This window comes from Nonomuraea roseola, assembly GCF_039535395.1.
Lineage (GTDB): Bacteria > Actinomycetota > Actinomycetes > Streptosporangiales > Streptosporangiaceae > Nonomuraea > Nonomuraea roseola.
Genome location: NZ_BAAAXC010000015.1, coordinates 1,104,290 through 1,117,825, shown reverse-complemented (window position 1 = coordinate 1,117,825; position 13,536 = coordinate 1,104,290). Strand labels below are relative to the sequence as shown.

General features: G+C 69.2%; 14 protein-coding genes. 7 read left to right on the top strand and 7 right to left on the bottom strand.

Annotation, left to right across the window (positions count from 1 at the left end; all coding sequences use genetic code 11):
- Positions 1-119: 119 nt before the first annotated feature.
- Positions 120-689, top strand: coding sequence for a phosphatase PAP2 family protein (locus ABFX55_RS28285; RefSeq protein ID WP_346125807.1), 570 nt, complete (start codon positions 120-122; stop codon positions 687-689).
- Here ABFX55_RS28285 and pip (ABFX55_RS28280) read toward each other — a convergent pair.
- The 3 genes from pip (ABFX55_RS28280) to ABFX55_RS28270 are packed head-to-tail and all read right to left on the bottom strand — an operon-like array spanning position 622 to position 3,127.
- Complete coding sequence (gene pip / locus ABFX55_RS28280) at positions 622-1,584, bottom strand: prolyl aminopeptidase (protein WP_346125806.1); 963 nt, start codon at positions 1,582-1,584, stop codon at positions 622-624. The genes ABFX55_RS28285 and pip (ABFX55_RS28280) overlap by 68 nt on opposite strands.
- Positions 1,585-1,595: 11 nt before the next feature.
- Positions 1,596-2,513, bottom strand: coding sequence for a prolyl aminopeptidase (pip, locus tag ABFX55_RS28275; protein ID WP_346125805.1), 918 nt, complete (start codon positions 2,511-2,513; stop codon positions 1,596-1,598).
- Positions 2,514-2,539: 26 nt separating this feature from the next.
- A complete protein-coding gene (locus ABFX55_RS28270; protein WP_346125804.1) occupies positions 2,540-3,127 on the bottom strand; it encodes a hypothetical protein in 588 nt (195 codons plus the stop codon).
- Between the two features lie 87 nt (positions 3,128-3,214).
- Here ABFX55_RS28270 and ABFX55_RS28265 point away from each other — a divergent pair, with 87 nt between their 5' ends.
- Positions 3,215-4,777: a hypothetical protein gene (locus ABFX55_RS28265; RefSeq protein WP_346125803.1), complete on the top strand. Its 1,563-nt coding sequence runs from the start codon at positions 3,215-3,217 to the stop codon at positions 4,775-4,777.
- On the opposite strand, the gene mscL is transcribed toward ABFX55_RS28265, so the two are convergent.
- The 4 genes from mscL to ABFX55_RS28245 form a co-directional block, all read right to left on the bottom strand.
- Positions 4,778-5,200, bottom strand: coding sequence for a large conductance mechanosensitive channel protein MscL (gene mscL / locus ABFX55_RS28260; RefSeq protein WP_346125802.1), 423 nt, complete (start codon positions 5,198-5,200; stop codon positions 4,778-4,780).
- A gap of 36 nt (positions 5,201-5,236) precedes the next feature.
- Positions 5,237-5,425, bottom strand: coding sequence for a DUF397 domain-containing protein (locus tag ABFX55_RS28255; protein WP_346125801.1), 189 nt, complete (start codon positions 5,423-5,425; stop codon positions 5,237-5,239).
- A gap of 82 nt (positions 5,426-5,507) precedes the next feature.
- Entirely contained in the window at positions 5,508-5,699 is a 192-nt protein-coding gene (locus ABFX55_RS28250; RefSeq protein ID WP_346125800.1) for a DUF397 domain-containing protein, read from the bottom strand.
- 178 nt (positions 5,700-5,877) lie between these two features.
- Complete coding sequence (locus ABFX55_RS28245) at positions 5,878-6,732, bottom strand: helix-turn-helix domain-containing protein (RefSeq protein ID WP_346125799.1); 855 nt, start codon at positions 6,730-6,732, stop codon at positions 5,878-5,880.
- 181 nt (positions 6,733-6,913) lie between these two features.
- On the opposite strand from ABFX55_RS28245, the gene ABFX55_RS28240 reads away from it, so the two are divergent.
- Genes ABFX55_RS28240 through treZ form a run of 5 tightly spaced genes read left to right on the top strand, consistent with a single transcriptional unit; the run spans position 6,914 to position 13,529 of the window.
- Complete coding sequence (locus ABFX55_RS28240; RefSeq protein WP_346125798.1) at positions 6,914-7,180, top strand: hypothetical protein; 267 nt, start codon at positions 6,914-6,916, stop codon at positions 7,178-7,180.
- Positions 7,177-7,686, top strand: a complete 510-nt coding sequence (locus ABFX55_RS28235; RefSeq protein WP_346125797.1) for a hypothetical protein — start codon at positions 7,177-7,179, stop codon at positions 7,684-7,686. The genes ABFX55_RS28240 and ABFX55_RS28235 overlap by 4 nt, the downstream gene beginning before the upstream one ends.
- A gap of 51 nt (positions 7,687-7,737) precedes the next feature.
- Positions 7,738-9,768: a glycogen debranching protein GlgX gene (gene glgX / locus ABFX55_RS28230; protein WP_346125796.1), complete on the top strand. Its 2,031-nt coding sequence runs from the start codon at positions 7,738-7,740 to the stop codon at positions 9,766-9,768.
- The gene (gene treY / locus ABFX55_RS28225; RefSeq protein WP_346125795.1) at positions 9,761-11,821 is read left to right on the top strand and encodes a malto-oligosyltrehalose synthase; all 2,061 of its coding nucleotides are present in this window, start codon (positions 9,761-9,763) and stop codon (positions 11,819-11,821) included. The genes glgX and treY overlap by 8 nt, the downstream gene beginning before the upstream one ends.
- Positions 11,811-13,529, top strand: coding sequence for a malto-oligosyltrehalose trehalohydrolase (gene treZ, locus ABFX55_RS28220; RefSeq protein WP_346125794.1), 1,719 nt, complete (start codon positions 11,811-11,813; stop codon positions 13,527-13,529). Before treY ends, treZ begins: the two co-directional genes overlap by 11 nt.
- The last annotated feature ends 7 nt before the right edge of the window (positions 13,530-13,536 follow it).

Genomic DNA, 13,536 nt, shown 5'->3' with positions numbered 1-13,536 from the left:
CAACCGGCCGAAAGACCGAAGTCAAGGTCGGCCAGTCGACCGAAAGGGCGACGCAGCGGGTATCGCTGTTCCCTAGGGTTCATGTTCATCGATCTTTCACCGATTGGACATGACACGAGATGTACGGGGACATCGTCGCCTTCGCGATGAGCATGCCGGAATGGGTGCACGCCCTCGCCGAGATCGGCACCGACGCGGGACTGCTGCTGTTCGCGGCGCTCTTCGCGGTGGCGTTCTGGCGGGCCAGGGCGGCACCCGACCGCGACCTGGCCCTCACCTTGACAGGCCCTTTCGCGGTCGTGGCCGCCTACGTGCTCAGCGAGGTGGTCAAGTTGCTCATCAAGGAGGAGCGGCCGTGCAGGGGCGGGATCGCCACCATCGCGGCCTGCCCACCGGTCGGTGACTGGTCCTTTCCCAGCAACCACGCCGTGATCGCGGCCGCCTCCGCGGGTGCGCTGACCCTGGTGTGGCGGCGGCTGGCCTGGCTGGTGCTGCCCCTGGCCGCGCTGATGGCGTTCTCGCGCGTGTTCGTCGGTGTGCACTACCCGCACGACGTGGCGATCGGCTACCTGTTCGGTGTCACCATGGCGCCCCTGCTCGCGCTACTGATGATCGGCGCCTTCACCCCTTTGGTACGGCGAACGCGTCAGTGGCTGCCACCAGCCTGGCGAGAGTCCCAGGCTCGGTGAAGGCGTGCCCCGCGTCGTCCACGATGTGGAACTCCGCCTCGGGCCAGGCCTTGTGCAGGTCCCAGGCGGTGGCCATCGGGGTGCAGGCGTCGTAGCGGCCCTGCACGATGACCGCGGGGATGTGCCTGATCCTGTCGACGCCGCGGATGAGCTGCCCCGGCTCGAAGAAGCCGCCGTTGACGAAGTAGTGGTTCTCGATCCTGGCGAAGGAGACGGCCCTGCCCTCCTCGCCGTACTCGGCCACGTGCTCGGGATCGGGGTAGAGCGTGATGGTGGCCGCCTCCCACTGCGCCCAGGCGCGGGCGGCGGCCACCCGCACCTGGTCGTCCTTGCTCTCGAGCCTCCTGGCGAAGGCGGCGATCAGGTCGCCGCGCTCCTCCTCGGGGATGGGCGCGAGGTAGGACTCCCACAGGTCGGGGAAGAGGAACGAGGCGCCCTCCTGGTAGAACCAGCGCAGCTCTGCGGGCCTGAGCGTGAAGATGCCGCGCAGGACCAGCTCGGTGACCTTGTCAGGGTGGGTCTGCGCGTAGGCCAGCGCGAGCGCGCTGCCCCACGAACCGCCGAAGACCTGCCAGGTGTCGATCCCGAGGTGCTCGCGCAGCAGCTCCATGTCCCTGACCAGGTGCCAGGTGGTGTTGGCCTTCAGCGACACCAGGGGATCGCCGGCGTGGGGCCTGCTGCGCCCGCAGTTGCGCTGGTCGAACAGGACGATCCGGTACGCCGAGGGGTCCCACTGGCGCCGGTGCTTGGCGGAGCAGCCGCTGCCAGGCCCTCCGTGCAGCATGACCGCGGGCTTGCCGTCGGGGTTGCCGCAGACCTCCCAGTAGATCTGGTTGCCGTCGCCGACGTCGAGCATGCCGTGGTCGTAGGGCTCGATGGGTGGATAGAGGCTCATGGGATCCTGTCTTACCTGAATCGGTCGGTGGCGGCGACCAGCTCGGCGGCCACGGCGGGTTCGCCGCCCGAGTGCCCCGCGCCCTCCACGATCCTGAAGTCGGCCTCGGGCCAGGCCCTGTGCAGGTCCCAGGCGGTGGCGATGGGGGTGGCCAGGTCGTAGCGGCCCTGCACGATGACCGCGGGGATGTGCCTGATCCTGCCGACGTCGCGGATGAGCTGCCCCTCCTCGAGGAAGCCGCGGTTGACGACGTAGTGACTCTCGATCAGGGCGAAGGACAGGGCGAACTCGTCGTCCATCGGGCTCAGGTCGGGGATCAGGTTGCAGATCACCATCTCCCATCGCGCCCACGCCCTGGCCGCGGCCAGCCGTACGGACGGTTCCGGGTCGGCGAAGCGGCGGCGATAGTGGGCGATCACGTCGCCTGTGACCCCCTCGGTGAATCGCTCCCAGTGGTCGGGAAGCAGGTCACGGGCGGGCTCCCACCGCAGCTCGGACTCCCGCATGGTGAAGATGCCGCGCAGGATCAGCTCGGTGACCCTGCCAGGATGGGTCTGCGCGTAGGCCAGCGCCAGCGTGCTGCCCCACGAACCGCCGAAGACCTGCCAGGTGTCGATCCCGAGGTGCTCGCGCAGCAGCTCCATGTCCTGGACGAGGTGCCAGGTGGTGTTGTGCTCGAGCGAGACGCCCTCGGCGCACACGTGCGGCGTGCTCCTGCCGCAGTTGCGTTGGTCGAACAGGACGATGCGATAGGCGTCGGGGTCGAACAGCTGCCGGTGGACGGGCAGGAGCCCGCCTCCGGGGCCGCCGTGCAGGAAGACGGCGGGCTTGCCGTCGGGGTTGCCGCAGACCTCCCAGTAGATCTCGTTGCCGTCGCCGACGTCGAGCATCCCCGAGGCGTGCGGCTCGATGGGTGGATAGATCTCCATCTCTCGATCATGCAGGGCGGGCGCGCCTAGCGTGCGCTCCAGTGGAAGCGCTCGAGGAAGCCCCGCTCGCCGATGGCGTACTCGTGGAAGGCCCTGCGCACCTCCTCGAGGGCGGGCACCATCGTGCTGCGGATCGTGCCCTCCTTGTACTCCAGCTCGTAGCCGGGCGAGACCTGGATGAAGTGACGGCCGAAGGTCACCAGGACGGCGAAGGGGTTCTGCGGCGACAGCGTGCCGAGCACGTCGTGCACCAGCGCCAGGTCGGGGTTGGTCACCAGCATGCCGTCGCCGGTGTGGAGCTGGGTCTCGGGGTCGACGCCGAGCGGGGCCAGGTTGTGCACCAGGTGGCGCTGCGGGTCGTAGCAGACCAGGCCGTAGTGGCGGGCCAGGGCGAAGACGCGGTTGGAGACCTCGTCGAGGTCGTCGGGCTCCATGACGATCAACGCGTGCTCGGTGAAGAGCCTGGCGTGGCCGGGCACCTCCTTCGCCAGCGCGGCCACCTCGGGGACCACCGTGTCGGCCGGCGGCGTGCCCTGGGCCAGGCTGTAGGTCTGAGCGGCCTGCTCCCTGGTGATCGGTTCGTTCTCGCGCCAGACCATCAACTCCATGCTCATGCCCCCTATCTTGCCGTGCGGCAGGCGGGCGAGTGACACCATGGCTACGATATGTGCTTGAGCAGTCACCAATCGTGAGGAATGCCGGTGCGAGGGTCGATCCGAGACAGCCGGGCGCTCGCCAAGCCGTACCGCGACCTGGTCTGGCTCGCCTACCTGACACTGCCAGCGTGGACGGACGAGCACCGCAGGGTGGTGCTCGCCCACCGGCTGGCGGCGGCCACGCTCTCCCGCCATCAGGAGGAGGATCCCGTACGGCTGCGCGCCCTGCTGCTGCGTTCGGCGCTGCGCGCGAGGCCGCGCCCGTGGACGGGCCTGCTGGCCGCCGTGGAGGTCGTGCCCGCCGTGACCGGCAGCGGCGACATCGGCTTCACTCGGGCGCTGGAGGCCGTGCCGGCCCCCGCCCGCGCCGCCTACGCGCTGCTCAGGCTGGAGGAACGCGCGGCCGAGGAGGTCGCCCAGGTGCTGGCGGGCGCGGGAGTGCCCGACCCCGCGGGCGCCCTGGCGGCTCTGGCCGAGATGGAGGAGCGGTTCGGCGTCACGGCCACGCTGCACAGCCCCGCCGCCGATCCCTGCCTGGCCAGGCTCTACGGCAGGCTCGACGTCGAGGCGCCGCGCAGGCTGCTGGCGGCTCTGGTCTTCTGCGCCGTGGCGGTGGCCGCCGTCGTGCCGTGGCTCGGCTCCGGCCGTCCGAGCTCGGCCGCCGCACCGGCGGCCACCCCCGAGACGGCCGCGCCCGGCGCCTGGCGCACCACGACCTCACTCGACCTCGCCACCTGGCCTCCGCGCGGCGACCTCCTGTCCGACCGCGCGCTGATCGGCAGGGCGATGCGCGCGTGGGGGCGCCGCCATCCTCAGCTCCTCTACGCGGGGCGCCTCGGCGCGACCGCCGTCGTTCTCCTCAGGCGGTCCTCGCAGGTGGCGCGCTACCTCGAGACGAAGGGCAGGCCCACGCTCGAGGTCCTTCCCGAGCCCGGCGGCTCGAGCCCGCTGAAGCTCACCGCCACCCCCAGGGGCAGCCGCTACCTGCTCCCGCCGTGGGTGACCGAGGCCGCCATGGCGCCCTTCGACGGCCGGTGGCGTCCGTCGGTGATCGCCGACGGGGTGATCGGGCCGGTTCCCGTGCTGCGCGAGGACGGATGCTGGCGCGGTCCGCTGGTCAGGCTGCGCGCGCCCGAGGTGCCTCCCGGCCTGCCGTACACGATGGTCGACCTGGGGCGGCTCGCGCCCGCGAGGGTCAGCTATCGGGGCGAGGGGTCGCTGGCGAGCGCGTGGCGGCGGCTCGGCTGCGCCCTTCCCCGCCCGGTCAGCGAGGTGCGCGAGGCCTCGGCGTGGGCCTTTCGCTCCGTGCGGCTGCCCGAGGGCGCGCGCGGGCAGTGGTTCTGCGTCAGGCTGACCGACCCCTCGGGAGCGGGCGCGGTCCAGGCGGTCCTGCTGGCCACCTCCGGCGGGCGCACCACCGCCACCCGCACCGGCGTCACCCACGGAACATGGGACTGCAGCCGCCTGGCCCCCGACATCGCCGCCAGCGTGTGGTGGAGCGCCCCCTCGGGCCGCCACTACCGTGTCTACGCCGCCAGCGCGGGCGTCACGGTCGACGGCGACACGGCCACGAACGCCGACGGCGAGGCCGTCACGGTGCTGCGTTGATCAGACCTGCGGCTTCTCGGCCTCCGGCACCAGCTCCACCGTGCAGTGGGCGCACCTCCTGGCCTCGATCGGGATGTCGCTGAGGCACTCGGGACACTGCTTCGTCGTGGCGGCCCTGTCCCTCTCGAAGAGGCTGACCAGCTTGGTCATCGGCGTCACGACCAGCCAGTAGACGACCGCTGCGATGATCAGGAAGCTGATCAGGTGGTTGAGGAAGTCGCCGTACTTGAACTCGCTGCCGTTGATCGTGAAGGAGTACTGCGCGAAGTCGGGGTTCTTGCCGCCGGTCACCGCGCCGATGAGGGGCGTGATGAGGTCGGCGACGAGCGCCTGGACGAGCCCGCTGAAGGTGGCCCCGACGATCACCGCGACGGCTAACTCGATGATGTTGCCCCTGAGGAGAAACTGTTTGAATCCGCCCATGGCGCTGGCACATTGCCGGGGGACCGGACGGCAAACCTAGATGCCGTCGAATCGACCCCTTTTGACGGCCTCGACGAAGCTTTCCCATTCCTGAGTGGAGAAGCGCAGAACGGCGCCATCGGCACTCTTGCTGTCCCGAATGAGAACCCTGTCGTCGAGCTTGGCCACCTGAACGCAGTCACCGTTGTTGCACGCGTGCCAGATCAGTTCGTGGGGGGAACTCATGCGCTACCTCTCAGCGGTTGCCTGCAGGACGTCGTGCGCACTGTAAGCGTAACCCGGACGTACTTCGCGAAGAGGGCAGGAGTTAGACGTGCTTGAGACGAAGGACGAACTCGTCCCATTCTTCGGCCGTGAAACGCAGGACGGGGCTGTCGGCCTGCTTACTGTCGCGCACCCCGATCAGTGTTTCCGGCAGCACGGCGACCTCGAGGCAGTTGCCGTTGTTGCAGTACCTGGAGGCCTTCCAGCGAGGCGCCGCTTGAGGCAGTGACGTCATCTTGTCTCTCCTGGAGACTCGAAACAGGCATTGCCCGACCAGGGCGTCGCCTTTTCAGGACGGATAGAACCATCCGTCGCCACCTGCCGGGTGCGCGGTGTGGTTCCCGCATGCTAACGCGCGGGGGCACTTGCCGGCGGTAATTTCCATGCCCTTCTTCGCTAACGATACGCCCTCGTCAGGTGGTGAACTGAGCGATCCCCGCTTCTATCCGAAGAGCGGAGTCGTGCGGGGTCAGCGCCACGGCGCGCAGATAGTTGAGCACCTCCCGAAAGCGATTCAGCTGGGTGGCCTTCTCGATGAAGAAGGACCCCGCCAGCGTCTCCATGTGGACGGTGTCGCGAATCGCTGCGTCGGCGTCGAACTCCAGGAGCCTGAACGCCGCGTCGAATCCCATGTGGGCGCCTGCGGTGTAGGGGACGACCTGGACCGTGATGGTGGGCAGGTCGGCCTGCCGCCTCAGGTGGCGGAGCTGCTCTCGCATGACCTCAACGCCGCCGACGTGGCGGTGCAGCGCCGACTCGTCGAGGAGGACCCAGTAGCGGGGGGGCTGGACCTTCGACAGGATCTGCTGGCGCTTCATCCTGACCTCGACCCGCTCCTCCAGCACGCCGGGGTCGATGAGGGGCAGGTAGCCGAGGATGACGGCGCGGGCGTACTCGGGGGTCTGCAGCAGGCCGGGGATGGTGGTCGTCTCGTACTCGGAGATGGCGATGGCCTCGCTCTCCAGGCCGATCAGCGGGCGGAAGTCCACGTCTTCGGACTTCTGCCACCACTCGTCCTGCTTCGACTCCCTGGCCAGCGCCATCAGCCGCTCGACCTCGTCGGGATCTGTCAGGCCGTAGATGGCGCACAGGTCGCGCACGTCGCGCAGGCTCGCACGGCGTCTGGCGGTCTCCAGCCTGCTGATCTTGGCGGAGGAGCACAGGAGGCGTTCGGCGACGTCGGCGATGCTCAGCCCTGACTCCTGGCGCAGCTCCCGCAGGCGCTTGGCCAGTTGACGCTGTCTCAGGGTGGAGTTGGCGCTCTCCATGGCGGGATCGTACCTCTCTGGCGAGATTGCCGGGGGCATGTGAGGTAGGTAAACGTCACCGGCATGTTCCTGTGGCAATTGCCAAAACGGGTAGGGAGTAACCAGGCAGCGAAACGGAGGATCCGATGCCTGTCGAAGACACAGAGACCCGCCCCGCACCGACGCCACCGGAGGAGTCACCATGGACGTTAACCACCTGACCACGAGAGCCGCGATCGGTTCGCCGGTTCGCGCGCTCCTGGAGCTCCTGGAGGCCTGGGCCTTCGACGCGCAGGACGCGCGGGCCAGGCGCCAGGGCTGGACGGTCCACAGGCCCGCTCCGCTGATACGCGTCTACCGCAATCCCCGCTTCGACACCATGATCCCCTGCGAGCACTGCGCGGGGGAGGGCGTGACGACGAGGGGCGCGTGCCGTACCTGCCTGGGCTCGGGGAGGGAGCGGCCGTGAACCGCAGGCTGCTGGACGAGCTGAATCGTGCCACGACCCCCACCGCACGCCCCAACCCCCTGGTCGTGCTCTGGCGGTGGCGGTACGAGATCGGGCTGCCGGTCCTGCTCTCCTTCGCGATCAGGCAGCTCGGCCCTGTCGTGCTGCTGTTCGCCGCGGTCCTCCTCTGGCCGCCTGCCAGGTCGGAGGTGTGGGGGCGGATCCGGTGCGTGGTCCTCGCGCACCGGATCCGCGTCGGATGCGTCGAGGCGTACGTGGTGAACAGGCGCGGCAAGATCCCCATCGTGCTGTGGTGCGCCCCCGCCCCCTTCGGCGCGCGGGTGTGGGTGTGGTGCAGAGCCGGAACCACCCCCGACCAGCTGGAAGCCGGACGCCAGGTGATCGCGGCGGCCTGCTGGGTGAGTGAGGTGGTCGTGCTGCCCCATCCGCGTCACGGACACCGCGTGCTTCTGGAGGTGGTGTGTAACCGATACGGGGTTATCCAGGGGCGAGAAGTGGGCATCTAGGCAGCCGCTGCCTCCTGGGTGAACATGGGGCCAGAGCGGAAGGGAGCCTAGATGATCGAAATCTGGCCGGGAGACCCCTACCCCCTCGGGGCGACCTACGACGGCGCGGGCACGAATTTCGCGCTCTTCACCGAGGTCGCCGACAAGGTGGAGCTCTGTCTGTTCGACGACGACCAGAACGAGACCAGGGTTCCGCTCACCGAGGTGGAGGGGTTCGTCTGGCACGGCTATCTGCCGCGCGTCGGCCCCGGCCAGCGTTACGGCTACCGCGTCCACGGCCCCTTCGACCCGGCCAGGGGACAGCGCTGCAACCCCGCCAAGCTCCTGCTCGACCCGTACGCCAAGGCGATCGAGGGCGCCATCACGTGGGACAAGTGCCTGTACGACCGTGACCGCCCGAAGCCGAAGGACACCGCCCCCTTCGTCCAGCGCTCCATCGTCATCAACCCGTTCTTCGGGTGGGGCCATGACAGGCCGCCCGCCACGCCGTACCACGAGACGGTGATCTACGAGGCGCACGTGCGCGGGCTGACGATGGCGCACCCGAAGATCCCCGAGCGGATCCGCGGCACCTACGCGGCGCTCGGCCACCCCGAGGTCATCGACCATCTCACCAAACTCGGCGTGACCGCGCTGGAGCTGATGCCGGTCCACCAGTTCGTCACCGACCAGCACCTGGAGGAGCGGGGGCTGAGCAACTACTGGGGCTACAACACCAGCGGCTTCTTCGCCCCGCACAACCGCTACTCCAGCCAGGGGCAGCGCGGCGGCCAGGTGCTGGAGTTCAAGGCCATGGTCAAGAGCCTGCACGAGGCGAACATCGAGGTCATCCTCGACGTGGTCTACAACCACACAGCCGAGGGCAACCACATGGGCCCGACGCTCGGGTTCAAGGGCATCGACAACGCCACCTACTACCGCCTGGTGGACGGCGACCCGCGCTACTACATGGACACCACCGGCACCGGCAACAGCCTGTTCATGCGCTCGCCCCAGGTGCTGCAGATGATCATGGACTCGTTGCGCTACTGGGTCACCGAGATGCACGTGGACGGCTTCCGCTTCGACCTGGCCGCCACGCTCGCCCGCGAGCTGCACGCGGTTGACCGGCTTTCGGCCTTCTTCGACCTCGTGCAGCAGGACCCCGTGCTCTCGCAGGTCAAGCTCATCGCCGAGCCGTGGGACGTCGGCCCCGGCGGCTACCAGGTCGGCAACTTCCCCGCCAGGTGGACCGAGTGGAACGGCAAGTACCGCGACACGATCAGGGACCTGTGGCGGGGCGAGCCCGCCACGCTGCCCGAGTTCGGCTCGCGCTTCACCGGCTCGGGCGACCTCTACCAGAACGACAGCCGCCGCCCCGCCGCCTCCATCAACTTCGTCACCTGCCACGACGGTTTCACCCTGCACGACCTGGTCTCCTACAACGAGAAGCACAACGAGGCCAACGGCGAGGACAACAGGGACGGCACCGACGACAACCGTTCATGGGACGCCGGCACCGAGGCGCTGCGCGAGCAGCAGAAGCGCAACTTCCTGACCACGCTCTTCCTGTCGCAGGGCGTGCCGATGCTCTCCCACGGCGACGAGATCGGCCGCACCCAGAAGGGCAACAACAACGGGTACTGCCAGGACAACGAGGTCACCTGGGTCGACTGGTCGGACGTGCGGCACAACTGGCTGCTGCTGGAGTTCACCCAGCGCCTGGCCAAGCTGCGCCGCGAGCACCCGGTGTTCAGGCGCAGGCGCTTCTTCTACGACATGGCCTGGCTGACTCCGTCGGGAGAGGTGATGACCGACGCCGACTGGAACGTCGGCTACGCCAGGTCGCTGACGATCTTCCTCAACGGGAAGGCGATCACCGAACCAGACAGAAGGGGCAGACCCATCGTCGACGACTCCTTTCTCGTGCTGCTCAACGCCCACCACGACATCATCGAGTTCACGATCCCGAAGGACTACGGCGAGATGTGGCTGACCGAGATCGACACCGCGATGCCGATCATGCTGGACACCAGGATCCTCAGAGCGGGGGACGATCTGCAGGTGCCGGGACGCTCGATGCGGGTGCTGCGCGGTGTCTAGGCCCGTCTCGACCTACCGGGTCCAGCTGACGCCCGACTTCGGCTTCGCCGAGGTGGCGAAGATCGCCCCCTACCTTCGCGATCTCGGTGTCAGCCACGTCTACCTCTCGCCCGTGCTGCAGGCGGTGCCAGGCTCGCTGCACGGCTACGACGTCGTCGACCACTCCAGGATCAGGCAGGAGTTCGGCGGCGCCCAGGGCTTCCGCGAGATGGCAGGGGTGCTGGCCGCGCACGATCTGGCCGTCGTGGTGGACATCGTGCCCAACCACATGAACACCGCCAACGCGCAGTTCCTGTCCGTGCTCGAGGAGGGCGCGGCCTCGCCGTACGCGGACTGGTTCGACATCGAGTGGCGCGAGGGCAAGGTGATCGTCCACCGCTTCGCCGACGACCTGCCGCAGTCGGAGCACTACACCGTGGTCGACTGGCGGGAGGGCCCCGGCTACCGGCGCTTCTTCGACGTCTCGTCGCTGATCGGGCTGCGCGTGGAGGACCCGGCGGTGTTCTTCGCGACGCACGAGGTCATCTTCTGGCTGCTGGACGAGGGCCTGGTCGAGGGGTTGCGGATCGACCATCCCGACGGCCTGGCCGACCCCCGCCGCTACCTCGACATGCTCAGGGACAGGAGCGGCGGCGTCTGGACGGTGGTGGAGAAGATCCTCATCGGCGACGAGAGGCTGCCTGACGACTGGGCGTGCGACGGCACCACCGGCTACGACGTGCTCAACAGGGTCAACGGGCTGTTCGTCGATCCGGAGGGCAGGCAGCCGCTGGTGGCGCTGTTCACCGCGATGACGGGGCAGGACGCCGACTACCACGCCGTGATGGCCAGGTCCAAGCGCGACGTCATCGACCTGTTCTTCCGCTCCGAGGTCGAGCGCCTGGCCCGCGTCGCGGGCGCCTCCGTCCAGGACCTCGTCGACCTGCTGGTGGAGATGCCGGTCTACCGGGCCTACGTCACGCCGGGCGAGCCGGTGGATCCCGTGGCGCGCCGGATCGTGGAGTCGGCCGCGCCGAACCCCGAGATCGCGCGGGCCGTCCTGTACGGCTCGCCCGAGGCGGTCGTCCGCTTCCAGCAGACCTGCGGCCCGGTGATGGCCAAGGGCGTGGAGGACACCGCGCTCTACCGCTGGTACCCCCTGGCCTGCCTGAACGAGGTGGGCGGCGAGCCCGACCGCTTCGGCCTGTCCGTGGAGGACTTCCACGACTTCTGCGCCGGGATGCGGCCCTTCACGATGACCACGCTGTCCACCCACGACACCAAGCGCTCGGAGGACGTGCGCGCCCGCCTCCAGGTGCTGTCGGAGCTGCCCGGCGAGTGGGCCGAGGCGGTGCGCGGCTGGTCGCGGCAGGTGTCCTTCGACCCGCACCTCGACTACCTGGCCTGGCAGACGCTCATGGCCGCGTGGCCGATCTCCGCCGAGCGCTTCACCGACTACCTGCTCAAGGCCGCGCGCGAGGCCAAGACGGCCACCTCGTGGATCGCGCAGGACCACGCCTACGAGGAGGGTCTGCGCGCCTTCGCCGCCAAGGCCGTCGAGCTGCCGATCGGCGACTTCACCGCCCTCGTCGACCGCCACGCCGTCGCCAACTCGCTCGGCCAGAAGCTGGTCCAGCTCATGATGCCGGGCGTGCCCGACGTCTACCAGGGCAACGAGCGGACGGACTTCTCGCTGGTCGACCCCGACAACCGGCGGCCCGTCTCCTTCCCCTGCGCCCCGAACTCGGCGTGGGACGAGGCCAAGCTGCAGGTCACGACCCAGGCGCTCAGGCTCAGGCGCAGGCTGGGCCCCGACGCGCCGTACGAGCCGATGGCCGCCGAGGGGGAGGCCGCCGAGCACGCGATCGCCTTCGGCAGGGGGCGCGCGGTCGCCGTGGCGACCCGCCTGCCCGTACGGCTGGCGGCCCGCGGCGGCTGGGGCGCGACCTCGCTCACCCTGCCGCACGGCAGCTGGCGCGACCTGCTCACCGGAGGCCTGTACAGCGGCCGCACCCCCCTGGCACACCTGCTCAGCCGCCACCCCGTCGCACTCCTGGAGAGACATGATCTTTGAGGTCTGGGCGCCCCGAGCGACCTCCATCGAGCTCTCGCTGCCGGACAGCCGGCGGCCACTGCGACGCAGGGACAACGGCTGGTGGTCGGTCGAAGCGCCCGAGGCCGGACACGGCACCGACTACCGCTACTTCGTCGACGGGGAGGGCCCGTATCCCGACCCCCGCTCCCGCAGACAGCCCGAGGGCATCTTCGGGCCCAGCCGCGTCTACGACCACGCCCGCTTCACCTGGAGCGACCACGAGTGGAAGGGGCGCGACCTGCGCGGCTCGATCATCTACGAACTGCACGTGGGCGCCTTCACGGCGGAGGGCACCTTCACCGCGGCGCTGGACAGGCTCGACCACCTGGTGGAGCTCGGCGTCGACTTCGTGGAGCTCATGCCGGTCGCGCCGGTGCCAGGCGGGCGCAACTGGGGCTACGACGGCGTCGACCTCTACGCGGTCAACGAGACCTACGGCGGGCCCGACGGGCTCAAGGAGCTGGTCGACGGCTGCCACAGGGCGGGCCTGGGGGTCATCCTCGACGTCGTCTACAACCACCTCGGCCCTTCGGGCAACTTCCTCCACCCCTTCGGCCCGTACTTCTCGGGCTACGCGGGCAGCTTCTGGGGTGAGGCGGTGAACCTCGACGGGCCCGACTCCGACGAGGTCAGGCGCTACTTCATCGACAACGCCGTGCAGTGGCTGCGCGACTACCACATCGACGGGCTGCGGCTCGACGCCGTCCACGCCCTGCACGACCGCCGCGCCGTCCATCTGCTGGCCGAGCTGGCCGCCGAGGTGGACGCGCTGGCCTGCTCGGTGGGCCGTCCGCTGACGCTGATCGCCGAGTCGGACCTCAACGACCCCCGCATGATCACCCCGTTGGAGGCGGGGGGCCTCGGCATGACCGCGCAGTGGAACGACGACGTGCACCACGCGCTCCACACGGCGGTGTCGGGGGAGCGGCACGGCTACTACGCCGACTTCGCCTCGATGGAGGCGCTGGCCAAGGCGCTCACCAACGGCTTCGTCCACGACGGAGGCTACTCCAGCTTCCGCGGGCGCTCGCATGGGGCCCCTGCCCGCGGCGTTCCCGGCTACCGCCTGGTGTGCTGCCTGCAGAACCACGACCAGGTCGGCAACAGGCCCGCGGGCGACAGGCTGCCGCTGACCGCGCTGAAGCTGGGCGCGGGGCTCCTGCTGACCTCGCCGTTCACGCCCATGCTGTTCATGGGCGAGGAGTGGGGCGCGCGCACGCCGTTCCCGTTCTTCACCGACCACGTCGAGCCGGCGCTGCGCGAGGGGGAGGCCGAGCGCAGGGCGCGCGAGTTCGAGGGCTTCGGCTACGACTGGATCGCGCCCGACCCCTCGGCCGAGGACACCTTCCTGCGTGCCAAGCTCGAATGGAGCGAGCTCAAGGACGAGGAGCACTGGTCGCTGCTGTGCTGGTACCGCGATCTGATCGCGCTGCGCAAGGCCATGCCCGAGCTCACCGATCCCCGTCTCGACCGGGTGCGGGTCGAGTTCGACGAGGCCTCGAGATGGCTCATGGTGCATCGATCGTCACTCATCGTGATGGTAAATTTTTGTCCGGATTCTGTGACGTTGACCGTTCCGTTGGGGGCCGTTCTGCTGGCCTCTGAGGAGGGTGTTACCGCAGGTAGGGACTGGGTACGACTGCCCGGTCAGACCCTTGCGATCTACCGGTCCGAGATAAATCCGTAATACGGAC

Coding starts and splice junctions, on each gene's coding strand:
- treZ (WP_346125794.1), top strand. CDS start 11,811: ATGATCTTTGAGGTCTGGGCGCCCCGAGCGACCTCCATCGAGCTCTCG.
- ABFX55_RS28285 (WP_346125807.1), top strand. CDS start 120: ATGTACGGGGACATCGTCGCCTTCGCGATGAGCATGCCGGAATGGGTG.
- ABFX55_RS28270 (WP_346125804.1), bottom strand. CDS start 3,127: ATGAGCATGGAGTTGATGGTCTGGCGCGAGAACGAACCGATCACCAGG.
- ABFX55_RS28240 (WP_346125798.1), top strand. CDS start 6,914: ATGGACGTTAACCACCTGACCACGAGAGCCGCGATCGGTTCGCCGGTT.
- pip (WP_346125806.1), bottom strand. CDS start 1,584: ATGAGCCTCTATCCACCCATCGAGCCCTACGACCACGGCATGCTCGAC.
- ABFX55_RS28255 (WP_346125801.1), bottom strand. CDS start 5,425: ATGAGTTCCCCCCACGAACTGATCTGGCACGCGTGCAACAACGGTGAC.
- pip (WP_346125805.1), bottom strand. CDS start 2,513: ATGGAGATCTATCCACCCATCGAGCCGCACGCCTCGGGGATGCTCGAC.
- ABFX55_RS28250 (WP_346125800.1), bottom strand. CDS start 5,699: ATGACGTCACTGCCTCAAGCGGCGCCTCGCTGGAAGGCCTCCAGGTAC.
- ABFX55_RS28245 (WP_346125799.1), bottom strand. CDS start 6,732: ATGGAGAGCGCCAACTCCACCCTGAGACAGCGTCAACTGGCCAAGCGC.
- glgX (WP_346125796.1), top strand. CDS start 7,738: ATGATCGAAATCTGGCCGGGAGACCCCTACCCCCTCGGGGCGACCTAC.
- mscL (WP_346125802.1), bottom strand. CDS start 5,200: ATGGGCGGATTCAAACAGTTTCTCCTCAGGGGCAACATCATCGAGTTA.